This window comes from Jeotgalibacillus campisalis, assembly GCF_000829515.1.
Lineage (GTDB): Bacteria > Bacillota > Bacilli > Bacillales > Jeotgalibacillaceae > Jeotgalibacillus > Jeotgalibacillus campisalis.
On record NZ_JXRR01000014.1, the window covers coordinates 246,070 to 270,858 of the forward strand.

Below are 24,789 nucleotides of genomic sequence, written 5' to 3' on the forward strand. Positions count from 1 at the left end.
TAAAACTCCTCCTTCTATTTAGTCAAAGTATACAGCGGATGGGATTACTTGTCACATAAGAACGAATTCCTGCACCTGATCAGACTGGATGAAAAACAGAGCGAAGCTTGCAATTTAGGGTTCAAAACGCTACAATTTACTAAAGAACAACTACCTAATCGGATCTTATTTTTCTTTATTAGGTTAGACATATAGATGAAAGAAATTTGCATGGAATGGGGGGATCAATGTGACATCAGAAATAAAAATCGATCATCGAGAAAAAGCATATTCTCTTTTGCGTAAAGACGCTGAAAAAATCGCGCAGCTCATAAAAGTTCAAATGGATAATTTGACAATGCCCCAATGTCCATTGTATGAAGAGGTTTTAGATACGCAAATGTTTGGGTTATCCCGTGAAATAGAATTTGCTGTTCGTCTCGGACTTGTGGATGAAATGGATGGAAAAACGTTAATGGATTCTCTTGAAAAAGAGCTTTCAATCCTACATGAAGCTTTCACCAATAAATAATTTGTTGTCATGCTCAAACAATGCAAATAAGATTGTTTGAGTTTTTTTTATCAAAAAAGCAGGTTTTTTGACTTAATATAGCGAATGATTAAAATCAAGATAGGACTGATATAAATGTCGACCATTCTGAAAAGAATGTTTAAATCGTACGATTATTCCTTACTAGTTGTGTACGTATTGTTAGGGATCTTTGGAGTTGTGATGGTATACAGTGCAGGAATGGTTTACGCAGTAGAAGTATTGGATCAGTCTGCAGATTTTTTCTATAATGCCCAGCGAAGGAATCTGATCATTGGACTTATTGGCTTTACAGTGATGGCTCTTATTCCTTATAAGCTGTACAAAGAAAAATTTATGATGATTCTTATTCTCCTATTAATGTTTTCCTTACTCCTTATGGTGCAGCTGTTCGGGGCAAATATTAATAATGCTCAAAGCTGGCTTCAGCTGGGATCGTTTCAACTGCAGCCATCAGAATTTGCAAAGCTTGGCATTATCGTCTATTTATCAGCGATATATGCTAAGAAGTATACGTACATAAACGAATTTAACAGGGGCGTTATGCCTCCGCTGACCGTGTTAGTTGCTACATGCTTTCTCGTTGCCATGGAACCTGATTTCGGTACTGCTGCTATTATTTTTGTTATCGGTATGAGTGTCATTATTTCTTCGGGAATGAAATTTGGCAACATGTTAAAGCTCGCTGGTATTGGAGGTGCATTAGCTGCCTTTTTCAGCTTGATCCTTTTTATTTTTAGACGGAGCAGCTTTGAAAGTATTTTTTCCGAAGAGCGAATTGGGCGATTTGCAGCTTATACCGACCCCTTCGCTCACATCAATGATAATGGATGGCAATTAGTAGGTTCCTATTATGCTATAGGAAACGGCGGATTATGGGGAAGCGGACTCGGCCAGAGTATACAGAAGCTTGGGTATCTGCCGGAACCGCATACCGACTTTATCATGGCGATTATTTCAGAGGAGCTGGGAATTGCCGGTGTGGGTTTTGTTCTGCTGGGACTTTCTTACATCGTCTTAAAAGGAATTTTTATTGGAATAAAAAGTAAGGACAGATTTGGTAAGATGCTGGCAATTGGAATAGCTAGCATGATCGGAATTCAATCATTTATTAACCTTGGCGGTATGTCCGGAGTCATTCCAATTACAGGAGTTCCGCTTCCGTTTATCAGCTATGGAGGCTCATCGCTAATCCTGCTGTCACTTGCTATGGGATTGCTGTTAAACGTATCTATGTTTGTTAAATATGAAGACAAGTACGTAAATGAAAAAAATAAAGAAGCAGTTGAAAAACCTGTTTACTACAGTCAGACAGGAACAAAGCAGCATAAAAGAGCGTACAGAGGATAATAACGATCATCAGTTTGGCGGACATTCATAAGGAGGTAGTTTCATTGAATGCTATAAAAAAAGTTTTAGTGGCAAACAGAGGGGAAATTGCAATAAGGGTTTTCCGTGCGTGTACAGAACTAAAAATAAGAACGGTAGCGGTATATTCAAAAGAAGACAGCGGATCATTTCATCGATTTAAAGCAGATGAAGCGTACATCGTTGGTCAGGGAAAAAAACCAATAGACGCCTATCTTGATATAGAAGGAATTATTGAAATTGCAAAACGAGCAGAGGTCGATGCTATCCATCCAGGGTATGGCTTTCTTTCTGAAAACATCCATTTTGCCAGACGTTGTGAAGAGGAAGGAATCGTATTTATAGGCCCGTCTTCACGCCATTTAGATATGTTTGGCGATAAAGTAAAAGCCCGCAATCAGGCTGTTGAAGCAAATATTCCGGTCATACCTGGAAGCGATGGTCCTGTTGAAAATGTTGAAGAGATTGAGGAGTTTGGTCGTCATCACGGATTCCCTTTTATTATCAAGGCTTCTCTCGGAGGCGGCGGCAGGGGAATGAGAATTGTCCGGTCAGCTAAAGAAATAAATGAATCTTTTGACCGTGCGAAATCAGAAGCAAAGGCTGCTTTTGGCAATGACGAAGTTTATGTCGAGAAATTTATTGAAAATCCAAAGCATATTGAAGTACAAATTTTGGGGGATCTAGAAGGTACCATCATTCATTTGTATGAACGGGATTGTTCGATTCAGAGAAGACACCAAAAAGTAGTGGAAGTGGCTCCATCTCTTTCCCTTCCTCAAGCCCTGCGTGATGAAATTTGTGAAGCTGCAGTGAAGCTCGCTAAAAACGTCAATTACGTAAACGCAGGTACTGTTGAATTTCTGGTTGCAAACGGAGAGTTTTTCTTTATAGAAGTTAATCCCAGAGTGCAAGTTGAGCACACCATTACAGAAATGATAACGGGAATTGACATTGTTCAATCTCAAATTTTAATTGCCGAAGGGCACTTTTTACATAGTGATAAAATGATGATACCAGTGCAGGAAAAAATTCAGCTTAATGGATTTGCCATTCAGTCACGTGTGACAACTGAAGACCCTCTTAATGGATTTATGCCTGACTCTGGCAGAATTATGGCTTACCGTTCTGGTGGAGGATTTGGTGTAAGGCTTGATGCGGGGAACGGCTATCAGGGAGCTGAAATATCTTCCCATTATGATTCTCTGCTTGTCAAGGTATCTACGTGGGCTCTTACGTTTGAACAGGCTGCAGCTAAAATGGTTCGAAATCTTCAGGAATTCAGAATTAGAGGCATAAAAACAAATATTCCATTTTTAGAAAATGTAGTCAAACATAAAGATTTTTTAACAGGTGATTACGATACTTCTTTTATTGATACAACTCCAGAGCTTTTCTTTTTCCCAAAAAGAAAAGACAGAGGAACAAAAATGCTCTCATACATTGGGAACGTAACCATCAACGGTTTTCCCGGCATTGAAAAAAGAGAGAAGCCATATTTCTCAGAACCAAGAATTCCGAAGGTGAACCTGCTTGAACAACCAGCCTCTGGAACAAAACAATATCTTGATCTACACGGACCGGAAGCTTTGGCAAGCTGGGTAAGAAATCAGGATGATGTATTAATTACAGATACCACTTTCAGGGACGCCCATCAATCACTTCTTGCCACGCGAGTAAGGACAAACGATTTAAAAAATATCGCAGATTCATCTGCCAGACTGCAATCAGACTTATTCTCATTTGAAATGTGGGGAGGGGCTACATTCGATGTAGCGTACCGCTTCTTAAAAGAGGACCCCTGGATGAGATTGCTGACATTGCGCGAAAAAATTCCGAATGTTCTTTTTCAGATGCTTTTACGTGCTTCTAATGCAGTTGGCTATAAGAACTACCCGGATAATGTCATAAAAGAATTTGTTCAGAAATCTGCACATGCGGGTATAGATGTATTTAGAATATTTGATAGCTTAAATTGGGTTAAAGGAATGGAAGTCGCCATAGAGGCAGTAAGAGATTCAGGCAAAGTCGCTGAAGCAGCAATCTGCTATACAGGCGACATTTTGGATCCAAGCAGGTCAAAGTATGATTTGTCCTACTATAAAACGCTTGCCAAAGAATTACAGGAACAGGGTGCACATATTTTAGCCATTAAAGATATGGCTGGTCTGCTGAAACCTGAAGCTGCTTATCGATTAATAACAGAGCTTAAAGAAACAGTAGAACTGCCGATTCACTTACATACTCATGATACAAGCGGAAACGGTATTTTTCAGTATGCTCGTGCCATCGAAGCAGGTGTGGACATCGTTGATACGGCCCTTGGCTCGATGAGCGGGCTGACTTCACAGCCGAGTGCGAGCAGTCTTCATTACTCGCTTAGCGGAGCTGGCAGACAGCTTAAAATGAATGTTGATCATGCAGAAACTCTTTCTCATTATTGGGAGGATGTACGTAAGTATTACAAAGATTTTGAAAGCGGCATGAATTCTCCTCATTCAGAAATCTATAAACATGAGATGCCAGGCGGTCAATATAGTAATTTGCAGCAACAGGCAAAAGGCGTAGGACTCGGCGGCCGGTGGGAAGAAGTTAAAGAGATGTATGCCCGTGTTAACCAGCTTTTTGGCGATCTTGTTAAAGTAACACCTTCCTCTAAAGTGGTAGGCGATATGGCACTGTTCATGGTGCAAAACAATTTGGATGAAGAAGCTGTCATCCAAAAAGGAAAGTCCATCGATTTTCCGGATTCGGTGGTTGAACTGTTTTCAGGACACTTAGGCCAGCCCCATGGAGGGTTTCCAAAAGAACTTCAAGAGGTTATCTTAAAAGGCAGAACACCCATTACGGTTAGGCCGGGAGAGCAATTAGAGCCGGTTGATTTTGAAGCGGTCAGAGAAGAGCTATTCCAAGAATTAGGTCGTCCGGTTACACTTTTTGACGCGCTGGCACATGCTCTCTATCCAAAAGTTTTTAAAGAATACTCAGCAACAAATCAACTATTTGGTGATGTCTCGGTTATTGATACACCAACGTTCTATTATGGAATGAGACTTGGTGAAGAAATTGAGGTCGAAATCGAAACAGGCAAAACGCTTATTTTAAAGCTTGTCTCTGTTGGTGAAGCAAGAGAAGATGGGACAAGGGTTCTTTATTTTGATTTAAACGGGCAGCAGCGGGAAGTAGTAATCAAAGATGAAAGTATTAAGTCAACTGTGGCAATAAAGCAAAAAGTTGACCCGGCCAATCACGAGGAACTGGGAGCGACCATGCCGGGCACGGTAATTAAAGTCGTCATTAGTCCAGGAGATGAAGTCAAACAAGGAGATCACCTGCTGATAACTGAAGCGATGAAAATGGAAACCACTGTTCAGGCCCCATTTGATGGAATCGTGGATGGAATCTTTGTCGAAAATGGAGAGGCATTGAAACCGGGAGATCTACTTATAAGACTTAAGAAAAAATCCTGAAACGTCCATTCGCTTCACAAAAAATATTTTGTTGTAAAAGATAAAAAAGGATAAAGGTCGGGACAAAACTCTAAAAAGTTTTAAAAAAACGTGGTAGTATTTATAAATAGTAAGAGGTGAACGGAGCAGAAGGTGGCGACTCCTGCAGGATATGACGGCAAACTGAGACTTTGCAGGGCAAGGCCCTGGAAAGGCTCAGCGCCGTCCCTGCGGAAAGCGTCCGCCTGAAGCGCAGTGAACCGATCAAAGAGGCTGAGACACTTTTGTCCCAGCCTCTTTTTTTTGATGAGTAAAGCAAGTTATTTATGTTTAGTTGAATTCACTTTTGCCCTGGACATAAGTAATAGGAAGTAACTTAGCAGTCCAAACAATAAAGATATTATAAGTGCATGCGTTAATGCCAATACTAAATTAAGTCTGGTAATGACAACCAGTGCCCCTGAAATAACCTGAGCGGAAACTAGGCCAAAAGCAATCATCCAGCCGTAATAAATAACTTTTTGATGTTTATAATTGCGAAAAGCCATCCAGGCAATATAAGCAATCCAAAGAAAAATCAGACCAGCAGCAAATCTATGTCCCATTTGAAACCATTGAGAAGAGGTTAGGGGAAGCGATGCCCATTCACTGTTTACACACATCGGCCAATCAGGACAGGCCAAACTTGAATTCGTATGGCGGACAAAAGCACCTGAATAAACCACTAAGAAAATATAGGTCATAACGCCATACGTATGATAGCGGATCCGTTTATCAATCACGATGAGCTCTGCCTCAAATTTTTTATCTACTTCAAAAATCAGAAGAGTAAGCAACAAAACCGAAGCGAACGAAATAAGTGAAATACCAAAATGCAGCGCGAGAATAAGATCAGAATGTCCCCATACCACGGCACCCGCACCCAGCAGAGCCTGCAGCATTAAGAAAAAGAACGCTAGAATAGCCAGAAAATTTGTCTCTCTTTTATGACCGATCGCCCGCCAGGACCAGATGGACAAAATTAGAACGAGCATTCCAGCAAGTGCTGAAACAAATCGGTGTGAGAGTTCAACGATGGTTTCAAATAAGAGTTCATCTGGAATTACCTGCCCATGACATAATGGAAAAGACTGACCGCAGCCTGCTCCGGAATCTGTTTTTGTAACCAAAGCTCCACCTAATAAAACCAGGAGCATAACAATAGTAGTCAGTACCGCTAAAAACTTTAAAGCCTTAGATTGCAAGTAATTCACCTTCTTATAATTAATAGTAGGAATTATTCATTTTATCAGAGTTAAAATGATTTAAGCATACATCTCTTCCATTATGGTACAGAATAGGGGAGGATGGTACCCTTTTTTAAAAGTGACACAGTTTATTCAAACTAGAGGACAAATTTTTTTCACAAACCTTAAAAAAATTCGAATATTATTTAAGGATAACTTAATGTTGTGGTATTATTAAAAAGCTTTCCTCAGATGTGAAGGAATTGTTACATTTAACTATTTTTTGGCTGCGACAAGTTAGTTGAATTTCATTTTAAATATAGAAATCATGTTCGCTATCCTTTATAGTAGATGTAGTTAAATGTATTAGCAAGAATGGAGAGGAGGGGAAAATGTGTCAAATAGTCGAGTTGTGTCGGCTGTAAAAGAGGCAGATTTTTCTGGAACAACTGCTTGGAAAGATTTCCTCGCTCTTATAAAAATTGGAATTGTAAATTCTAATTTTATTACTACTTTTACAGGATTGTGGCTGGCATTATATTTTACAAATGCCCATTTCCTCGGTTCATTAGATATCATCTTTTTAACGATGATCGGTTCCTCATTAATTGTGGCTGGCTCTTGCAGTATTAACAATTATATAGATCGGGATATCGACCATTTAATGGAACGTACGAAAAACCGTCCAACCGTAACGGGAAGAGTACAGCCATCACGTGTGCTGGTCCTCGGACTTGGTTTAATAGCTATCGGGCAGATCATGCTCTTTATGACGACCTTTACAGCCGGTGTGATCGGATTAATTGGTGTGGTCAGTTACGTCGTGCTCTATACGATGTGGTCAAAAAGAAGGTATGTCAGCAATACCATTGTAGGCAGCATATCTGGTGCCGTTCCTCCTTTAATAGGGTGGTCAGCAGTAGATCCGGGCCTTGGAATGATTCCGCTTGCATTGTTTTTAATAATTTTTGTCTGGCAAATGCCTCATTTTTACGCCATTGCCATGAGAAGAGTAGAAGAATATCGAGCTGCTGATATTCCAATGCTTCCAGTAGTTAAAGGATTTGCTGTAACGAAACATCACATGCTGCTGTGGATTATCGCTTTATTTCCACTGCCGTTTTTAATGTCTTCACTTGGTCCTGTATTTCTAACGCTGGCAACGCTTTTAAATGCAGGTTGGTTAGCGCTTTCAATATCAGGGTATCGGATGAAAGAGGACCATAAGTGGGCAACGTTAATGTTTGTATATTCTTTGAACTATTTAACAATTCTCTTTGTGGGAATGGTTATTATCACGTTCATTTAATTTCAGGAATTCTTTCTTTTTTAAGAAATCCATATAGATTTAATTCTCCATACTTACTACTATTTAGATGAAAGAGGGGTTTAATGAAGCTATGAAAAAAGGGCTAAAGAAATGGCGGCTTCTGCCGATGATTGCGGCTTTAGCGTTTATTCTGTCCGGCTGTGGAGAGCCATTTTTGTCTGCGCTTCAGCCGGCAGGTGAAGTGGCTCAAAGGCAATATAACTTAATGGTGCTTAGCGCAGTCGTAATGGTTGTCGTTATCATTGTTGTTTCAATTGTTTATTCTATTGCCATTACTAAATTCAGACGTTCAAAAGTCGGCGAAGACGTTATTCCAAAGCAGGTCGAGGGAAGCCATACACTCGAAATCCTGTGGACTGTTATACCAATTATTTTGGTTTTAGTGTTAGCGGTGCCAACAGTAGCTGTAACGTTTGCCTTAGCAGATACAGCTGAAATGGAAGAAGTAGACGAAGAAGGCAATAGAACTGCATTAGTAATTGACGTGCGTGCAAATCTATACTGGTGGGAATTTAATTATCCGGACCAGGGGATTGTAACAGCGCAGGATTTAGTCGTTCCAACTGACCAAAACGTATACTTTAATGTCATCGCTTCTGACGTAAAGCACTCATTTTGGATTCCTGCAGTTGGAGGCAAGATTGATACAAATGTGGATAACATGAATACCTTTTATCTCAACTTTGACAGCGAAAGTGCTGAAGAAGTGGATAACCTGTTTTACGGTAAATGTGCAGAGCTTTGCGGACCTTCACATGCGTTAATGGACTTTAAAGTTCAAACATTGTCGAGTGAAGACTTTGACGAATGGGTTGCTGCTATGCAGGAAGCAGGAGAAGAAGAAAGTGAACCTGAAAACGAAACCATTGCCCGCGGGGAAGAGGTTTTTGGCAATGACGGCCAGGCCTGTATTTCATGTCACGCTGTTTCCCCTACTGAAAGAGCAGGTAATTCTCCAGGACCTAACCTTGCAACATTTGGAGAACGTTCTTACGTAGCAGGCATTCTCGATAACAGAGATCCTGAAGAGTCAAGAGAAGAAAATATTAAAAACTGGATTCGTAACGCTGATAAGCTAAAGCCAGGTAATACGATGGGCGCTTACAACGAAGATGACCTGTCAGATGAAGACCTTGATGCTTTAACAGAATACTTAATGAGTTTGAAAGTTTATACAGAGTAATGAATTACTTGGAGATCGAACAAGGGAGGTTTAATGAGTGAGTACCGTTGCACAAAAACAAGGATTCCTGGCAGTCCTGTGGGATTATCTCACAACGGTCGACCACAAGAAGATAGCAATCCTTTATTTAATTTCCGGAGGTTTCTTCTTTCTGGTCGGCGGTATAGAAGCCATGATCATACGGATTCAACTGGCTGTTCCTGACAACAACTTTGTCAGTGCAGGACTTTACAATGAAATTTTAACTATGCATGGAACAACGATGATCTTTCTTGCAGCCATGCCATTATTGTTTGCTTTTATGAATGCTGTTGTTCCATTGCAAATCGGAGCACGAGATGTAGCTTTTCCTTTTCTAAATTCTTTAGGGTTCTGGTTGTTTTTCTTCGGAGGAATTTTCCTGAATCTTTCATGGTTTTTAGGCGGGGCACCTGACGCAGGGTGGACATCTTATGCCTCCTTATCTATAACGTCAGAGGGCCATGGTATTGATTTTTATGTACTGGGTCTTCAGATATCCGGAGCAGGGACATTAATTGCCGGAATTAACTTTCTAGTGACCATCATTAACATGAGGGCACCGGGAATGACATACATGCGTATGCCTTTATTCACATGGTCTACGTTTGTGGCATCAGCTCTAATCCTATTTGCATTCCCTCCGCTTACAGTCGGACTTTTTCTAATGCTGTTTGACCGTATGTTTGGAGCTAATTTCTTTGATGTATCCATGGGTGGAAATACGATTATCTGGGAGCATTTATTCTGGATTTTTGGACATCCTGAAGTGTACATTCTGATACTTCCGGCATTTGGTATTTTCTCTGAAATCTTTGCTACATTCTCAAGAAAACGTCTTTTTGGGTATGCAGCGATGGTTTTTGCTACCGTACTGATCGGATTTTTAGGATTCATGGTTTGGGCTCACCACATGTTCACTGTTGGTCTTGGACCAACTGCAAACGCAATCTTTGCTGTAGCTACAATGGCAATCGCAGTTCCAACAGGAGTGAAGATCTTCAACTGGATGCTGACGATGTGGGGAGGAAGCATTGTATTTACAACTCCAATGCTTTACGCAGTAGCATTTATTCCTTCCTTTACTGCAGGGGGCGTAACAGGCGTTATGCTTGCTTCAGCAGCTGCAGATTATCAGTATCATGATACGTATTTTGTTGTAGCTCACTTCCATTATGTAATTGTTGGAGGAGTAGTATTAGGCCTTCTTGCAGGGACTCACTTTTACTGGCCGAAAATGTTTGGCACAATGCTAAATGAATTTTTAGGTAAAATTACGTTCTGGCTTTTCTTAATTGGTTTCCATGCTACGTTCTTTGTTCAGCATTTCCTCGGTTTAATGGGGATGCCACGACGTATCTGGAAGTTTCTTGATGGCCAGGGGCTTAATCTATTCAACTTGATCAGTACAATCGGTGCAGTCTTTATGGCCGTCGCTGTATTGGTGCTTGTGTACAATATTATTATTACGCAAATCAAAAATGTCAGGGTTGGAAATGATCCTTGGGGAGATGGCCGTACATTAGAATGGGCGATCGCTTCACCACCGCCATTTTACAACTTCAAGCAGCTTCCATTAGTACGTGGTCTTGATCCTTACTGGATTGAAAAAATGGAAGGAAATACAAAAATGACTCCTGCAGAACCAGTTGGAGACATCCATATGCCTAACAATTCATTTATACCGTTTGTTATGTCGCTTGGATTATTTATTGCAGCATTTGGAGCCATGTATCAAGTCGACTGGAGAGCATCAGACGGTGAAAGCTTTGTCTGGGCGATACCAGTATTGATTATCGGCTTATTGATTACATTAGGGTCAATGGCTGTCCGTTCACTTAAGGATGACCATGGCTACCATATACACAAAGAAGATTTGTTAAAAGACGATGAGGGGGGTAGGGAATAATGGATGCTGAGCAAAAATTCACAAGCAGAACATGGCCGGAATCCCCTGAAAAAACCACCCTTGAAGGTAAAAATAAGTTTTTAGGTTTTTGGTTATTTCTAGGCGGCGAGACAGTCCTATTTGCATCTTTGTTTGCAACTTATCTTGCTTTAAAAGATAAAGTTCCAAGTGATGATCATGCGCTGGCAATTGATATGTTTGAATTGCCGCTCGTTTTCATCATGACGATGCTGCTTTTGACTTCATCACTGACGAGTGTGTACGCGATGTACCACATGAAAAATTATAATTTCCAAAAAATGAAAACCTGGCTTATTATCACAGTTGGCTTGGGATTAGCATTTTTAGGATTTGAAATTTACGAGTTTAACCATTACGTGCATGAGTATCATCATACCTTTACAAGCAGTGCATTTGGATCTTCCTTCTATACGCTTGTTGGTTTCCACGGTGCCCACGTAGTGGTGGGTCTTGGATGGTTCTTGCTTTTGCTTATACGGAACACCAACCGGGGATTAAACCTATACAATGCACCAAAATTCTTTTTAGCTTCTCTTTACTGGCACTTTATCGATGTTGTATGGGTATTTATCTTTACGGTTGTATACTTAATGGGAATGGTGGGATAACTGATGGCGACTCAACAATCAACTTCAGCGAACCCGAAAGTGAACTATGAGTACAGACGTAAAAAAGCAGCAGAGGAAATGCGTAAACATGTTACTTCATTCGCATTAATGATTTTTGTGACTCTTATTGCTTTTATTATGGTGCTGGCTGGGTTTGACAAAACATTCGTTTATCCGGTTCTGCTTGCATTGGCAGCATTACAAGTAGTTCTTCAATTGTACTATTTTATGCACATGAGCCATAAAGGACACGGGGCAGCTGCTTTGTTTTTATATTCCGGTGCGCTGGTAGCATTTATCACCATTCTGACATTTTTAACGATTGTCTGGTGGTAGAAACAAAAAAGACTGTTGAGCAGGTGCTCAGCAGTCTTTTTTTCCTGTTTTTTCAGGTCGGCAGCTTAATGCCGCACGAGATTGTCAAGACTTTGTCATGTAAGGGCGTTGAAGTGAAACAGCACCACCGATATAATTAAAGTTAAGTACGTATTTAATGAAAGGAAGGTGCCAGATGTCAATTGAGATCTTTGGCTTCCAGGCATTATGGAGTCCCTATTTTCTCATCAGTATGATTGTGCTCACGGTGCTGTTTTTCTTGCTGGCAACGAAATGGAGACACCGCTTTAAAGATAGCGAGCCTTTGACAAAGAAACAGATCGTATTGTTTCTAACAGCGATGGTCATCACGTATATCGTGAAAGGTTCTCCAATTGATTTACTTGCGCATATTATGTTTTCGGTCCACATGATTCAGATGGGGATCTTTTATCTATTGATCCCGCCATTATTTATTGTGGCAGTTCCTAGCTATATGTGGAAGGCTGTCATTCGCAATCGATTTGTCAGACCTTTTTTCAGATTTTTTACGATGCCGATTATTGCGCTCATCTTATTTAATGGTGTGTTTTCCTTTTATCATATTCCGTTAATATTTGATACCATTAAAGTGGATGAGGTTTTGCATGCCGGATACACAGCGCTGTTATTGTCATTGGCGTTCTTTATGTGGTGGCCGCTGGTCAATCAGGTGGAGGATGAATATCGACTGAGTGGTCTTAAAAAGATTGGATATATTTTCGCAGATGGGATCTTACTGACACCCGCCTGTGCGCTGATTATCTTTGCAGACGCCCCAATGTACGAAACGTTTTATAATGGGGGAGCATGGCTTGAGGCAATGGCTCTATGTGTGCCAGCTGGGACTTTGCAAAGCCTGGCTTCACTTGGATTGACAGGACCTGAGCTTTTTAGCAACATGCCTCCTTTAGACGACCAGCAGACAGGCGGCGTTGTCATGAAGATCATTCAGGAGATTGTATATGGAGTCGTTCTTGCCCAGGTATTCTTTGATTGGTACCGACGTGAAAAAGATGAGGGTGATTTGTTAAACGCTTCTTATTACAAAACAGAACAAGTTTAACGTACTGATTATTCAAGGGAAAGAGGATATTGCGGATGAGTTTACCTTTATTGCCAACACTGAGCACGATTTTTATTGTGCTCAGTGCTATATTAGTTGCAGCGGGCTGGATTCTTGTAGTTAAAGGAAAAGTAGAAGCTCACAAGAAAACAATGTTTGCAGCTGCTGTGGCTGCACTTACATTCTTTATTATTTATGCCAGCCGCACCATTTTTGTCGGAAATACCGCTTTTGGGGGCCCGGATGACATTAAAATTTATTATACAATTTTTCTTGTTTTCCATATTATTTTAGCTACAACTGGTGCAGTATTTGGACTTGTTACCATTTGGCTGGGCTATAAGAATAATATAAAAAAACACAGAAGGATTGGCCCGATCACGTCTGTTATTTGGTTTTTCACTGCCACCACCGGGGTTATGGTTTATTCTCTATTGTATGTCCTCTATGATGGCGGGGAAACAACTTCGGTCATTAAAGCAATTCTAGGATCATAATGAATCTAATTATTTCTTAGTCATTTAAAATAGAGAAAATAAAAAACTCACTTTCGATAATGAAAGTGAGTTTTTTTAATAGCATACGCTAAAATTTAAAGTTTACCTTAATGATGCCTGCTTCTTTTGAAGAGTTAAAAATGATTAATACTAATGGACCAATGATAAATCCTAATAGACCAAATAGTTTCAGTCCGATGAACATAGCAACGAGAGTAGCCAGCGGTGAAAGACCAATATGGCTGCCCATTACTTTTGGTTCAACAATCCGTCTGATAAGCAGAAGCACAACGGCCAGCACTGAAAGTTGTATTCCTAGTTCAATATCACCAGTAATTAATTGAAAGATGGCCCAGGGACCTAATACTGCTATGGAACCGATAATGGGAATAAGGTCGATAATCCAGATAACTAGTGACATAATCAAAGCAACTTCCGGTGCAATGATCCACAAGCCGATTAGGGAACCAGCTAAAATAAGCAGGCTTACAAGAAATTGCGCTTTTGCAAATCCCCAGATCACTTTAGAGAGCCTGGCTGTCATGAATCTTACTTTCTCTGCGGTGCGCTCTTTTAGATGTGTATAGATACCCGATCTGATTCTTGGCAGATCGATCATAATTAAAAATAAAGCGATTAAATAAACGATAAAGCTGACAAGGTATTCTGGTATATTCGTCACAGCACCTGTAACGGTTTCAATATTAATAAAGGAAGTAATACTCGTTCGGAAATCAGTGAGGAAGTTTTCCATCTCAGCACTGATTTCATCAAGAACCTGCGTTGGCACTCTCGCAAATGCGACAGTAAGTTCCGCTTCAAATTCAGTCCACCACTCAGACAATTCATTTACATAATCAGGGAGATTTTCAACGAATTGAATAGCCTGCCCAACTAAGCGTGTAATAGAAAAATATAAAAGAATAGTGATTGAGGCAATAAACAAAATAAAAGTAATGCCAACAGACCATTTCCTTTTAATCTTAAAATAATGCTGAAGAAACTTTACTAAAGGTTCCAGTATGAGCGCTGTGATAAGAGCCATTATTAACGGGACCGACACAGGCAATATAAAGTAAATAACGAGTATGGCAATAATTAAGAGAGATAAAATATAGCCATTTCGTTTCGTAAACACTTTCGACAATGTAGGACCCCTTCCCTAATTTCAATATGTGAGCTTATATGATTCGTCTTCTTTTATAATTGAATAAAAAATCAAATGCAGCCGGGTGGAGCATATAGGATGTCTGCTGATCTAAAATGGTGCATGGAGTGAGGGTGAAATAGGTGAATTTAATAAAAGAGCCAAAAATTCCTGGCTCTTTTATAATCAATTATTCAGTGATTAATGACAATTCTTGATATAAAGCCACTAGAATTTTCTCACATGTCTGAACAAGATGGGAAGGGAATTCTTCACCTTCTCCGTATTCAACACCATGTGGATAATAATGTTTACCTAAAAGGGGAGTCAATAACTTAATATCAGCATCATGTGCGCCGACATCTCCGTCTTCGGTGTAACCGAATATCCGTAAATAAAATGTGCCTTCACGAATTTCGAACTTACGATCGTATGTAACTCTTTCCCAATCCCATTGACCTGCACGAATTAAACCATGGTTTCTCATAGTTTCATCGAGTCGATCCAGTTCAATAAGTAATGTTTCGAGGCCAGTGTTTTCAAAGCGCATGCAAAATTTCCCTCCTGTAATTCCTTACTTTAAATAATCGTCTCATTTTATAATAGTCGAAAAAAATACAAGTTGCAATTATGTCACATATTTAATTTACCATAGTTGTGGCGAAATCTTGAAAACCTCTAAAATGTAACATCCTACACATCCATTAGGCCTATGTGTATAATTAAGAAAAGAAGAGTGGGAGAGGAGGTACGATAGTGAAAGTATTTTTAAGAATATTGGTGGTCCTTGTCATCATATTTTTAATTGGCTTTTATGATGGTCCTTCTGTACAGGAAAATGAACTGTTACAAAATGAACCTGTAAAGTTATCCAGAGATGATAAAGGAACAAACGTACCTGCAGACCTTTCGGATGGATTAACACGACCAAAAAGCGGAATCTCGGTCTATATAGGAAAATCTGTTGAGGAGTTTATTACAAAATGGGGTGAACCTGACCGTATTGATCCCGGATATTACGACTTAGAGTGGTTAATTTATCAGGGCGGAGCAGAAGCATATATACAAGTAGCTGTGAAAGACGAAACGGTAAAAGCGATTTATGTGCTTGGTGAGAACATTGATCTTTCACCGTTTAAAATTGGACAGCCATTAGAAGAAATTTATCGGTTTACGATGATTACAAGCGAGATTATCGTAGAAAGTGATAATGGGGTGTATCAATTTGAATTAAGTGAACAAGATCTTCATACCAGGTTGCTTGTCCCATTTGGTGATATGTATGGACAGTTGTTTGTGGATCGTTTTACAGGAAACATATTAGCTGTTTATTTTATGGATAAAGAGACACTTCTTGAACAAAGACCTTATGAATTGGTTTACAGAGGAGATTTGCCAGCTGTGCCGGTTGAGCAGGCAAATCAAACGGAAATTGATGCTGCAGCCGAACAGCAGCTCTTTGAAATGACAAATGTTATCCGTAAGCAGCGGAGCATAAGCGCACTTAAGCCTGACTTTCAATTAGCCGGGATTGCAAAAGAGCAAAGCAGACTTTTATACGAGGATTCTCTGCTGACAGATGAATCATTGCAGGGAACGCTCCAACAAAGATTAACAGAAGGGATTGCTTCGTTTGAGGAAGCATCTGAGAATAGTGCGTCGAACTATACTCATTCTTTTTCAGTTCTTCATGCCTGGATGAATTCTGAGGGACATCGTGAAACAATGTTAAAAGAAGAATATACACATCTTGGAACGGGTGTATACTACCTATTTTTCACTCAAGATTTCATTAAATACGATATGGATGAAGAAAATGAAGATGATAGTTAAGAATAAATGTAGATTTTGTAAAAATACAAGATCCCTTTAAAAAAAGCAGGCACACTACCTTCACTTGGGTAATGTGCCTGCTTATATTTTTTAATAAGGTTATTTTTTCTTTATTAAGTAAAATGACCCCGTTCCATGAGCTGCAATTTCACCTGATGGATTTTTAATAGATGCTTCTACTACCATAGTTTTACGGCCTTGATGCAGTATGCTCGCCGTGGCAGTCATTTCTTCTCCTGTAATTGGCTTCAGGAAATGAACATTCAGCTGGCTCGTTACAGCCCCCATCCCTTCCGGGGCTAAATGGTTTGCCAGTGATCCCATTGCTGTATCTAGCAATGTAGCAGACATTCCTCCATGCACGATGCCTAATGAATTATGCAATGTGCTTGAAACAGGTATTTTCACCACACAAGATGCTGATTTCACATCCTTATTCATATTTAAAAGAGCGCTGGTGTAAGAAGTGTGTTTTTTATCAATTTTATCATTCAGTCCTGTAAGAACCTGTTTAAGAACAGAAAGATCTTCTTTTGTTCCATAAGTCAATAAATTCTCGGTTAAATCACGTAAATCTTCTTTCATTAACTCCTGTTCCTCCTTAACCAATGTATCGTATTCATCATATCATAAAGCATAGAGGTGGCCTAATACCAGAGGGGAGAGCGATAGGGATGGAACAAAGGGAACAACGCCTGCAGGAATTTAAAGCTTTTTTAGTGAAAAATCCGCACATTATACAAAAAGTAAGGAATAAAGAACGGACCTGGCAGGATTTATTCGAGGATTGGTATTTGTTTGGAGAAGATGATAAGAGATGGCTTGCGGACAGTTCTGAGTCTGCAACATCCAAACAGTGGATTCACTCGATTAAAACAAAGCTGCAGTCACTTGATGATGATCAAATTGAACAATATGTAGAGCAATGTAAAGATGCTTTAGAAATGGTATCCGGACTATTATCGCAGTTTCAGTCCCAGACTTCAAAAAAGGCAGGCCCTTCAGCCGGAACAAAAAATGAATCTTATATGACTTATTGGAAATGACAAGAAATAGCATAACAGACCGTTATGGAAAATGATGAAATAAAAGCAAGAATGCATGGGAATGGAAAGAATAATTTTCAACTTTTATCCTTTCGTGATAAACTACTATCACGGAGGTGGAAGAATGTTTGCTACCATAGAAGGAATTGAATTGCTGGATTCAACAGATGAATTAAGCAAGATGATTTTGTTATCAGAAGATACACAAAATTATTTAGATAAATATAAGAAGTTGCGTTCTACTAAAGAATCAATGGATAAAATAAATCGATTTGCCAAGCTTAAAGAACTTTATGAGGAAGTTCAGCGTTTTGGCAGATATCACCCTGATTATTCAAGAGTGATGAAAGAAATCAGGGAAAGAAAAAGGGAAATGGACATGGACCCTAATGTGGCTCAATTCAGGATCGCAGAAAATAATGTGCAAAGTCTTCTTGATGAAGTGAGTAAAATTATTGGGCATTCTGTATCGGAACATGTAAAAATCCCTACCGGAAATGCATTTTTTGATTCCGGATCGAGCTGCAGCGGTGGATGTGGTTCAGGTGGAGGGTGCTCGTGTTCAGCGTGACCGCCTATAAAAAACCCCCGTTGCTGTAAAAAGCAACGGGGGTTTTTTGATTATTCTTGTGAAATTAGCTGAAGAGCAATGTCAGGGCGGTCTGTCACAAGTCCATGTGCGCCATAGCGAAGCAGGCGGTCCATCGTTTCCACATCATTTACAGTCCAGTATTCTACATGAACATTAAGAGAAGTAAGGAATTCAATAAATGATTGAGAATCCAACGGCACTACACCGTGTTTTGTTGGGATTTGAAGAGCATCCGCTTTTGGATAATAAAGATGACCAAAACCGCTTTTAAATAATGAAAAAGCCTTTCTTGCTTCACTTTCTCCTGCACCAATAGCCACCCGGTCTTGAGCATATAGAGAGAAGCGATCGATCTGCTCATCATAAAAACTTGTAACAAGCACGCGATCTTCCACCCCTGATTTTTCAATTAATCGCCATACCTTAGAAGGCATAAGGCTGCCCTCATATGTATCCGGATCTTCTTTCATGTCAATATTTATCAAGTGGTCTGGGAAGGCTTCAAAAAGTTCTTTAAGCGTGAGTATTTTCTCGCCTTTTCCACGGTACGTTTGTTTTCCCTGTAAGTCACGGAAATGAAAACCTAGATCAAATTCTTTCAGTTCATCCAATGTGTAATCTGCAACTCTTCCTGCACCGTCTGTTGTACGGTCAATAAATCTGTCATGAAAAACGACCAGCTGCTCATCTTTAGTCAATCTAACATCAATTTCAAACCCGTCGACACCAAGCTCTGCAGCATGTCTAAACGCTGCCATCGAGCTTTCAGGAGCTAAGTCAGCTCCGCCGCGGTGAGCGTAAACACGTGGCTTTTCACCTTCAAAATATTTTTTCTCAGGCCTTTTAACAGGCTTGGAAGCCATTTTGGAACCAGCCCATAAAGCCGCTCCGGAAGCTGCTAATGCTAATCCTATATTTGTTTTCTTACCCATAGTGTATCCCCCGTTTCATTATGTATCTTTTCTACCTTAATGGTAGCATGTTACCCTCTCGACAACAAATGTAACCTTTTTTGAGCTTTATTTGAAGCGAATACAGTCAGGACATAGATTTCCGCAGCAGAACATTTTTTCCTGAGGCACATAAAATCGGTGACGGAAAACATACTCATTTTCAGATTGGCGGACGGGGACTGTTTCTGCGTGAAGCCGCTTGCCTCTCATCGCTTTGCCGGCATTTTTTTTGATCGCATAATGCAGACGCTCTGTATCTATGCCATCGACAAAAATATATAAAAAGGGAATGCCGGCTATTTTTTTCCACCGTACACAGGAAATTCCATCTGTTTGACTCAGCCTCTGTACGAAATTCTCCCATATAAGGTCGATATCCATCATCGCTTCTCCTCTTTGATATGATTGCCGATCAATGTTCACGTGTGCTACAATTTACTATAAGAAAATCAGGTGAGGTAATGAATATGCTAATGGAACGACAAGGACTAATCGTATGGCTCCACAGCTTAAAACATGCTAAGACATTAAGAAGGTTTGGAAACGTCCATTATGTTTCCAGAAAGATGAAATATGTATTATTATACTGCAACCAGAATGAAGTTGAAAAGCTTGCAGATAAATTATCTAACTATTCCTATGTGAAAAAAGTGGAAGTCTCTCAGCGCCCATTTGTTAAAACAGAATATGAAAATGCAAAGCCGGATAAGGCCAAGGAATACGATTATAAAATGGGCCTGTAATCCAGCAGCATTCAGTAAAAGCCGGGCAAAATGCCGGCTTTTTTTTAGGATAAGGGACTAATATATCGATTCATACGTAAAATGCCAATTAAATAGTGGAAAAACAATTCTTTCTCGGCAAACCTGCTCGAAGGTTGAACCTCAAGTTCTATAAAAGAGTGTCCGAATTCAGCGGCACTAGACTTAACTAATTCAAACCTTTTGTTCGGCGTGTGTGTTGGGTTAGGAATTCCTTCCCGGCAAATGTATAGCGCCTGAAAATTACCCGGGTCTGTCTTTTTCATTACTGCCACAACTGAAGTCTTTGATTTTTCTTTGCTATTTGTATGAAGAGCAAGAATTCTCTCAATACGATGTGAGTTTGCTTTTACAATTTCCAAAAACTCGTATAAATCGGAATAGCCTTCTCCTAATTCAATAAATCGTTGGATCATTTCTATCACATCCTTTCGAACCCATCTCATTTTACCATTGAAACGGGTATTTAACATCTGCTCATTGTATCAGTAATAGCAATGAAGAATAAAGTATGGTAGCATTATGTTCGACATTATGAGTGAGTGGTGATGAAATGAGAATAATTTCAGGTGAAAAAAAAGGCATTCAGCTTAAAGCTGTACCGGGTTTAAATACCAGGCCAACGACAGACAAAGTGAAAGAATCGATTTTTAATATGATCGGCCCTTATTTTGATGGCGGCATCGGGCTGGACCTTTTTGCAGGCAGCGGGAGTCTCGGCTTGGAAGGTCTAAGCAGAGGACTTGAAAAAGTGGTATTTATTGATCGTGACCGGGATGCTATACATACAATTAAATCAAATATTGAGCGCTGCCATTACATAGAGCATTCAGAAGTTTTCAGGAACGAAGCAGAAAGAGCATTGAAAGCGGTTTCAAAAAGAGGGATTCAATTCAGCTGCATTTTTTTAGACCCTCCATATAAGCTTCAAAAGCTTGTGAGCTTGCTGGAGAAAATTGAGAGAGATAAACTATTAACACAAGACGGCATTATTATGTGTGAACACGACGCTGAGGTGGAACTGCCAGAAGCTATTGGAACACTGGTATGCAGCCGCAAAGAAACCTATGGAACTACAGCAATAACGATTTACAAACATGCTTTTTACGATGAGGAGGAATAACGGGATGGGAAGCAGAGCAGTTTGCCCGGGTAGTTTTGATCCGATTACATATGGACATCTGGATATTATTTCAAGGGGTGCTAAAGTTTTTGATGAGTTAAGAATTGTCGTGTTAAATAATTCTTCAAAAAAACCCGCTTTTTCAGTAGAAGAAAGAATGAATTTAATTAAAGAAGTTACTAAGCATATTCCCAATATTAAAGTTGATTCTTATCAGGGTCTTTTAGTAAATTATGCAAGGGAAGTAGAGGCCAACGTCATTATAAGGGGGTTAAGAGCGGTATCTGACTTTGAATACGAAATGCAAATTACCTCAATGAACAGAGTTCTCCACGAGGAGCTTGAAACGTTCTTTATTATGACAAATAATCAATATTCTTTTTTAAGTTCAAGCATCGTGAAAGAGGTTGCTAAGTACGGAGGCGATATATCTGAATTAGTGCCTCCTCAGGTGGAGAAAGCTTTGCAAAAAAAATACGAATAAAAACATGGAGATAACATGAATCTGTTATCTCCATGTTTTTTTGTATGGTTTGTTAAGCTGACGCATGATAACGATAGCAGCAAGCAAAATGGCTCCTATGCTGATGACGGGGCCAAATTCAATGAACCAGTTTAAAAGCAAAAAAGGCTGGTTTTTCACAGGAGATGCAATCACCTGTTCACTCATAGAAGGAAGCCAGGAAACGGAATGGTTCATCCCTTTTATCAGAATAAGAAAAATAATAGGTGAAAGAATTAAATGTGCGATTCGAGCGAGAAGAAATGGTTTATACTTAATGGGGGATTGATGTATACATGCTATAATTTGCGCGTGAATACAAAATCCTCCAAATGATATGATGGCTAGGACAGCCAAGCAGCTTACCAGTAGGTTTTTTTCGTCACCTGCTACTGTGGCTGCACCATTTGATATTTCTAAAATCCCCAATAAAAATCCACTAACCCAGTCAGCTGATATACCAGCAGACAAACTAAGCTCTTTCAAAATGAATGCAGGAATTTCAAAAAGGTGGAATTTAACCGCTACTGAACTGATTACAGAAAAAAGTATAATCAAGCCGCCAATGACCATCAATTGCTGAACAGATGCAGCCACGGCACTTTGAAGAGCTGAACCAAATGAAAGAGAAGATTTATGCTCAGTCTTAAGAACGGTGTTTTTTAACCCCTTTGTTTCTTTGATCATTCTACCTGCGAAGATTCCTATAATAAAATTTCCTGCATAGTGGGCTGTTAACAATAAAATACCTGCTTTGGGGGTATGTAATAAACCGGCAGACACAGCACCAAGAATAAAGATGGGGCTAGCTCCGTTCGTAAAGCAAACAAGTCTCTGGGCATCTGAAAAGCTTAACTCTCCCTGATTATATAACTTTACAGATAATTTCGCTCCGACAGGAAAACCGGATGTGAACCCTAAAAGGAGAACCATTGCACCTTTGCCTGAGACGTTAAACAGCGGCTTCATTACTGGCTGAACCATTCTTCCAATCGAGGACATCCAATTTGATTGTGGGAGAAGATCGGCCAAAATGAAAAAAGGAAGCAAAGAGGGAAAAATAATGGTCCACCAAAGTTCCAATCCTTTAATGGAAGCATCAAGTGAGGCCTGAGGGTGTACAATAAGACCAAGTAAACAAAAAAAGATTCCTGCTGAAAACAGGTGGGGGTATAGACGCTGCTTCATAGTAAGGTTTCCTCTCTTTAATGACAGTTCCTGAATGTAAAATGACTTAAGTGGACACGTTGCTATTTTGTATAAAGTATGTTTTTACCATCATATTAGAACGTTCGACTATTGGAGGGGAGAAGATGGAACCAAAAATTGGTCTGGCATTGGGATCAGGCGGGGCAAGAGGATTTGCGCATCTTGGCGTTTTGAAAGTTCTGCGAGATGAGAATATTCCTGTTCATTTGGTTGCAGGAAGTTCGATGGGTTCTTTAGTTGGGGCGATGTATTGTGCCGGTCATGAGCTTGAAGATCTTTACCGGCTTGCTCATACGTTTCGAAGCAAGTTCTTTGTTGATATTACCATTCCAAGGATGGGGTTTATCTCCGGAGAAAAAATAAAACAATTCATTAAGCTTTTTACTCATCAGAAGCATATTGAAGATTTAGTCATTCCCTTATCTATTGTGGCAACTGATATTGTAAAAGCGGAAAGGGTTGTTTTTACAACAGGGCCAGTCGATATAGCCGTAAGAGCAAGCATCTCCGTACCCGGCATCTTTGTGCCTGAGAAAGTGGATGGAAGGCTTTTGGTTGACGGAGGAGTAATTGATCGCGTTCCTTCAAGTGTGGTAAGAGAGATGGGTGCTGATGTCGTGATAGGGGTAGATGTTTCTCAAGTGAAACGAAATGCTGAAATAAGTACAATTTATGATGTTATTATGCAGAGTATAGATATTTTACAATCTGAAGTGCTACGATATAAGCTGTCAACTGCAGATGTATTGATAAGTCCTAAAGTAGAGCAGTTTGGCGGCAAAACATTTCAGCAGGCTGCTGACATTATTCTGCTTGGCGAAGATGAGGCAAGAAAAGCTTTGCCTGCTATTCATCAAGCAATTGATTACTGGAAGGAGAATCAAATGGGAAATGAAAAATAAAGTATGGCTTTGGATCCTGACTGCAGCTGTTCTCATTTTTGCAGTGGCAAGCTTTTATACACTTCCTTACTACATTCAAAAACCGGGAAGTGCATTTGCGCTTGATGAAATTGTTGAGGTTAACGAGGGTACGAGCAGCAAGGGAGATTTTTCCCTTATGACTGTATCCCAGGTACAGGCAAATATATTTGCCTACATATGGGCACAATTTGATGATTATCAAATTGTGTATCCTGTAAATGAAATAAGAAATCCGCATGAAAGTGATGAAGAATATTCGGTGAGGCAGCTTCATCTTATGGACAGCTCGGCTGTTCAAGCAATTGAAGTTGCGTTTAGAGAGGCACAGGCAGATTATTCATTCAGCTACCGTGGCATTTATATATTAAATGTTTTCTCTGATATGCCTGCTGAAGATGTTCTTCGTGCTGGAGACAGAATCACTATGATTGATGGTAATTCTTTTGAGTCCTCAAAGGAATTTATTGAGTATGTTAAAGATAAAAAAGAAGGAGAAGAAGTTTCAATCAGGGTGGAGCGAAACGATCAGATAATAGAAGAAACACTGCCGCTGAAAGCATTTCCTGAAACACCAGAGCAGGTAGGACTGGGAGTTTCTCTTGTAGATGACCGCAGCATTGAAACAGATCCCTCTGTTTACATTAATTCAGAGGATATCGGAGGCCCATCAGCCGGATTGATGTATTCCCTTGAAATTTATGACCAGTTAATAGAAGAAGATCTGACTAAAGGCTATGACATTGCAGGAACAGGCACTATTTCAAGTGAAGGAATTGTTGGAAGAATTGGGGGAATCGATCAAAAAGTAGTAGCTGCTGATAAACAGGGCATTGAATATTTCCTCGCGCCAGACGATACGATCCCTGAAGAAATAATCGAAGAAAATCCTGAAATTTTAACGAATTATGAATCAGCAGCAAAAACGGCAGAAGCGATCGAAAGCTCTATGGAAATAGTCCCGATCAAAACATTTGAAGATGCGCTGGAGTTTCTTGAAGGGCTGGATGTAAAATCGTAAACTGAACAGGTTGTAAAAAGGCTGAGACATACGTCTCGGCCTTTTTGCAGGATTCATTTTCTCTATATAACTAACCAGTTCTTTTCTAAAACACTGTGAATCCGCTTTAAACATAAAATGAATA

At 39.8% G+C, this 24,789-nt stretch carries 26 protein-coding genes; 18 read left to right on the forward strand and 8 right to left on the reverse strand.

Going from position 1 to position 24,789, the window contains the following annotated elements; all coding sequences use genetic code 11:
- Positions 1-229: 229 nt before the first annotated feature.
- The 3 genes from KR50_RS08310 to pyc all read left to right on the forward strand — a co-directional run bounded on the left by KR50_RS08310 (position 230) and on the right by pyc (position 5,367).
- Positions 230-511, forward strand: a complete 282-nt coding sequence (locus KR50_RS08310) for a YlaN family protein (RefSeq protein WP_041057226.1) — start codon at positions 230-232, stop codon at positions 509-511.
- A 123-nt stretch (positions 512-634) separates the two neighbouring features.
- A complete protein-coding gene (locus KR50_RS08315; protein WP_041058160.1) occupies positions 635-1,879 on the forward strand; it encodes an FtsW/RodA/SpoVE family cell cycle protein in 1,245 nt (414 codons plus the stop codon).
- Positions 1,880-1,923: 44 nt separating this feature from the next.
- The gene (gene pyc, locus KR50_RS08320) at positions 1,924-5,367 is read left to right on the forward strand and encodes a pyruvate carboxylase (protein WP_041057227.1); all 3,444 of its coding nucleotides are present in this window, start codon (positions 1,924-1,926) and stop codon (positions 5,365-5,367) included.
- Between the two features lie 299 nt (positions 5,368-5,666).
- Here the strand turns inward: pyc and KR50_RS08325 are convergent, their stop codons facing one another.
- The gene (locus tag KR50_RS08325) at positions 5,667-6,542 is read right to left on the reverse strand and encodes a COX15/CtaA family protein (protein ID WP_052476989.1); all 876 of its coding nucleotides are present in this window, start codon (positions 6,540-6,542) and stop codon (positions 5,667-5,669) included.
- Between the two features lie 424 nt (positions 6,543-6,966).
- Here KR50_RS08325 and cyoE point away from each other — a divergent pair, with 424 nt between their 5' ends.
- The 7 genes from cyoE to KR50_RS08360 all read left to right on the forward strand — a co-directional run bounded on the left by cyoE (position 6,967) and on the right by KR50_RS08360 (position 13,558).
- Positions 6,967-7,881, forward strand: a complete 915-nt coding sequence (gene cyoE, locus KR50_RS08330; RefSeq protein ID WP_041057229.1) for a heme o synthase — start codon at positions 6,967-6,969, stop codon at positions 7,879-7,881.
- A 91-nt stretch (positions 7,882-7,972) separates the two neighbouring features.
- Entirely contained in the window at positions 7,973-9,085 is a 1,113-nt protein-coding gene (gene coxB / locus KR50_RS08335; protein ID WP_041057231.1) for a cytochrome c oxidase subunit II, read from the forward strand.
- Positions 9,086-9,122: 37 nt separating this feature from the next.
- Positions 9,123-11,012, forward strand: a complete 1,890-nt coding sequence (ctaD, locus tag KR50_RS08340) for a cytochrome c oxidase subunit I (RefSeq protein WP_041057232.1) — start codon at positions 9,123-9,125, stop codon at positions 11,010-11,012.
- Positions 11,012-11,641, forward strand: coding sequence for a cytochrome (ubi)quinol oxidase subunit III (locus KR50_RS08345; RefSeq protein WP_041057234.1), 630 nt, complete (start codon positions 11,012-11,014; stop codon positions 11,639-11,641). The genes ctaD and KR50_RS08345 overlap by 1 nt, the downstream gene beginning before the upstream one ends.
- A 3-nt stretch (positions 11,642-11,644) precedes the next feature.
- On the forward strand, positions 11,645-11,977 hold the full coding sequence (gene ctaF, locus KR50_RS08350) for a cytochrome c oxidase subunit IVB (RefSeq protein ID WP_041057235.1): 333 nt from the start codon (positions 11,645-11,647) through the stop codon (positions 11,975-11,977).
- A 175-nt stretch (positions 11,978-12,152) separates the two neighbouring features.
- Positions 12,153-13,061 carry a cytochrome c oxidase assembly factor CtaG gene (gene ctaG, locus KR50_RS08355; protein ID WP_041057237.1) on the forward strand — a complete coding sequence of 303 codons (909 nt, stop codon included), beginning with the start codon at positions 12,153-12,155 and terminating at the stop codon, positions 13,059-13,061.
- Between the two features lie 35 nt (positions 13,062-13,096).
- Positions 13,097-13,558, forward strand: a complete 462-nt coding sequence (locus KR50_RS08360; RefSeq protein WP_041057239.1) for a DUF420 domain-containing protein — start codon at positions 13,097-13,099, stop codon at positions 13,556-13,558.
- 88 nt (positions 13,559-13,646) lie between these two features.
- On the opposite strand, the gene ytvI is transcribed toward KR50_RS08360, so the two are convergent.
- Complete coding sequence (gene ytvI / locus KR50_RS08365; protein WP_332307477.1) at positions 13,647-14,696, reverse strand: sporulation integral membrane protein YtvI; 1,050 nt, start codon at positions 14,694-14,696, stop codon at positions 13,647-13,649.
- Positions 14,697-14,895: 199 nt separating this feature from the next.
- Positions 14,896-15,255, reverse strand: a complete 360-nt coding sequence (locus KR50_RS08370) for a YugN family protein (RefSeq protein WP_041057242.1) — start codon at positions 15,253-15,255, stop codon at positions 14,896-14,898.
- Between the two features lie 206 nt (positions 15,256-15,461).
- Here KR50_RS08370 and KR50_RS08375 point away from each other — a divergent pair, with 206 nt between their 5' ends.
- Positions 15,462-16,538: a CAP domain-containing protein gene (locus KR50_RS08375; RefSeq protein WP_052476905.1), complete on the forward strand. Its 1,077-nt coding sequence runs from the start codon at positions 15,462-15,464 to the stop codon at positions 16,536-16,538.
- Between the two features lie 99 nt (positions 16,539-16,637).
- On the opposite strand, the gene KR50_RS08380 is transcribed toward KR50_RS08375, so the two are convergent.
- Positions 16,638-17,123 (reverse strand): PaaI family thioesterase, encoded by a 486-nt coding sequence (locus KR50_RS08380; protein ID WP_041057246.1) that lies wholly within the window; start codon positions 17,121-17,123, stop codon positions 16,638-16,640.
- An 89-nt stretch (positions 17,124-17,212) separates the two neighbouring features.
- On the opposite strand from KR50_RS08380, the gene ylbD reads away from it, so the two are divergent.
- Together ylbD and KR50_RS08390 are read left to right on the forward strand one after the other, a co-directional pair.
- Entirely contained in the window at positions 17,213-17,584 is a 372-nt protein-coding gene (ylbD, locus tag KR50_RS08385) for a spore coat protein YlbD (protein WP_041057248.1), read from the forward strand.
- Between the two features lie 124 nt (positions 17,585-17,708).
- The gene (locus tag KR50_RS08390) at positions 17,709-18,155 is read left to right on the forward strand and encodes a YlbF family regulator (RefSeq protein WP_041057250.1); all 447 of its coding nucleotides are present in this window, start codon (positions 17,709-17,711) and stop codon (positions 18,153-18,155) included.
- 50 nt (positions 18,156-18,205) lie between these two features.
- Here KR50_RS08390 and KR50_RS08395 read toward each other — a convergent pair whose 3' ends face one another.
- Together KR50_RS08395 and KR50_RS08400 are read right to left on the reverse strand one after the other, a co-directional pair.
- A complete protein-coding gene (locus tag KR50_RS08395) occupies positions 18,206-19,108 on the reverse strand; it encodes a glycerophosphodiester phosphodiesterase (protein WP_041057252.1) in 903 nt (300 codons plus the stop codon).
- A gap of 87 nt (positions 19,109-19,195) precedes the next feature.
- On the reverse strand, positions 19,196-19,513 hold the full coding sequence (locus KR50_RS08400; protein ID WP_156969490.1) for a hypothetical protein: 318 nt from the start codon (positions 19,511-19,513) through the stop codon (positions 19,196-19,198).
- Between the two features lie 83 nt (positions 19,514-19,596).
- Here KR50_RS08400 and KR50_RS08405 point away from each other — a divergent pair, with 83 nt between their 5' ends.
- Positions 19,597-19,872, forward strand: coding sequence for a YlbG family protein (locus KR50_RS08405; RefSeq protein WP_041057256.1), 276 nt, complete (start codon positions 19,597-19,599; stop codon positions 19,870-19,872).
- Between the two features lie 44 nt (positions 19,873-19,916).
- Here KR50_RS08405 and KR50_RS08410 read toward each other — a convergent pair whose 3' ends face one another.
- Positions 19,917-20,306, reverse strand: coding sequence for a DUF7147 family protein (locus KR50_RS08410; RefSeq protein ID WP_041057259.1), 390 nt, complete (start codon positions 20,304-20,306; stop codon positions 19,917-19,919).
- A gap of 137 nt (positions 20,307-20,443) precedes the next feature.
- Here KR50_RS08410 and rsmD point away from each other — a divergent pair, with 137 nt between their 5' ends.
- Both rsmD and coaD read left to right on the forward strand, forming a co-directional pair.
- Positions 20,444-21,013: a 16S rRNA (guanine(966)-N(2))-methyltransferase RsmD gene (rsmD, locus tag KR50_RS08415; RefSeq protein WP_041057262.1), complete on the forward strand. Its 570-nt coding sequence runs from the start codon at positions 20,444-20,446 to the stop codon at positions 21,011-21,013.
- A 4-nt stretch (positions 21,014-21,017) separates the two neighbouring features.
- Positions 21,018-21,497 (forward strand): pantetheine-phosphate adenylyltransferase, encoded by a 480-nt coding sequence (coaD, locus tag KR50_RS08420; RefSeq protein ID WP_041057264.1) that lies wholly within the window; start codon positions 21,018-21,020, stop codon positions 21,495-21,497.
- Positions 21,498-21,521: 24 nt separating this feature from the next.
- Here coaD and KR50_RS08425 read toward each other — a convergent pair whose 3' ends face one another.
- The gene (locus tag KR50_RS08425) at positions 21,522-22,703 is read right to left on the reverse strand and encodes a nucleoside recognition domain-containing protein (RefSeq protein ID WP_041057266.1); all 1,182 of its coding nucleotides are present in this window, start codon (positions 22,701-22,703) and stop codon (positions 21,522-21,524) included.
- A 125-nt stretch (positions 22,704-22,828) separates the two neighbouring features.
- Between KR50_RS08425 and KR50_RS08430 the strand changes: the two genes are divergently transcribed.
- Positions 22,829-23,626 (forward strand): patatin-like phospholipase family protein, encoded by a 798-nt coding sequence (locus KR50_RS08430; protein WP_041057268.1) that lies wholly within the window; start codon positions 22,829-22,831, stop codon positions 23,624-23,626.
- Positions 23,616-24,665, forward strand: coding sequence for a SepM family pheromone-processing serine protease (locus KR50_RS08435; RefSeq protein ID WP_041057270.1), 1,050 nt, complete (start codon positions 23,616-23,618; stop codon positions 24,663-24,665). Before KR50_RS08430 ends, KR50_RS08435 begins: the two co-directional genes overlap by 11 nt.
- Positions 24,666-24,789: the final 124 nt, after the last annotated feature.

Excerpts from the sequence above, each read along its gene's own strand:
- KR50_RS08325 (WP_052476989.1), bottom strand. The coding sequence starts at position 6,542 with ATGCTCCTGGTTTTATTAGGTGGAGCTTTGGTTACAAAAACAGATTCC.
- coxB (WP_041057231.1), top strand. The coding sequence starts at position 7,973 with ATGAAAAAAGGGCTAAAGAAATGGCGGCTTCTGCCGATGATTGCGGCT.
- KR50_RS08345 (WP_041057234.1), top strand. The coding sequence starts at position 11,012 with ATGGATGCTGAGCAAAAATTCACAAGCAGAACATGGCCGGAATCCCCT.
- ctaF (WP_041057235.1), top strand. The coding sequence starts at position 11,645 with ATGGCGACTCAACAATCAACTTCAGCGAACCCGAAAGTGAACTATGAG.
- ctaG (WP_041057237.1), top strand. The coding sequence starts at position 12,153 with ATGTCAATTGAGATCTTTGGCTTCCAGGCATTATGGAGTCCCTATTTT.
- KR50_RS08360 (WP_041057239.1), top strand. The coding sequence starts at position 13,097 with ATGAGTTTACCTTTATTGCCAACACTGAGCACGATTTTTATTGTGCTC.
- KR50_RS08370 (WP_041057242.1), bottom strand. The coding sequence starts at position 15,255 with ATGCGCTTTGAAAACACTGGCCTCGAAACATTACTTATTGAACTGGAT.
- KR50_RS08380 (WP_041057246.1), bottom strand. The coding sequence starts at position 17,123 with ATGAAAGAAGATTTACGTGATTTAACCGAGAATTTATTGACTTATGGA.
- ylbD (WP_041057248.1), top strand. The coding sequence starts at position 17,213 with ATGGAACAAAGGGAACAACGCCTGCAGGAATTTAAAGCTTTTTTAGTG.
- KR50_RS08390 (WP_041057250.1), top strand. The coding sequence starts at position 17,709 with ATGTTTGCTACCATAGAAGGAATTGAATTGCTGGATTCAACAGATGAA.
- KR50_RS08395 (WP_041057252.1), bottom strand. The coding sequence starts at position 19,108 with ATGGGTAAGAAAACAAATATAGGATTAGCATTAGCAGCTTCCGGAGCG.
- KR50_RS08400 (WP_156969490.1), bottom strand. The coding sequence starts at position 19,513 with ATGATGGATATCGACCTTATATGGGAGAATTTCGTACAGAGGCTGAGT.
- KR50_RS08405 (WP_041057256.1), top strand. The coding sequence starts at position 19,597 with ATGCTAATGGAACGACAAGGACTAATCGTATGGCTCCACAGCTTAAAA.
- KR50_RS08410 (WP_041057259.1), bottom strand. The coding sequence starts at position 20,306 with ATGATCCAACGATTTATTGAATTAGGAGAAGGCTATTCCGATTTATAC.
- rsmD (WP_041057262.1), top strand. The coding sequence starts at position 20,444 with ATGAGAATAATTTCAGGTGAAAAAAAAGGCATTCAGCTTAAAGCTGTA.
- coaD (WP_041057264.1), top strand. The coding sequence starts at position 21,018 with ATGGGAAGCAGAGCAGTTTGCCCGGGTAGTTTTGATCCGATTACATAT.
- KR50_RS08425 (WP_041057266.1), bottom strand. The coding sequence starts at position 22,703 with ATGAAGCAGCGTCTATACCCCCACCTGTTTTCAGCAGGAATCTTTTTT.
- KR50_RS08430 (WP_041057268.1), top strand. The coding sequence starts at position 22,829 with ATGGAACCAAAAATTGGTCTGGCATTGGGATCAGGCGGGGCAAGAGGA.
- KR50_RS08435 (WP_041057270.1), top strand. The coding sequence starts at position 23,616 with ATGAAAAATAAAGTATGGCTTTGGATCCTGACTGCAGCTGTTCTCATT.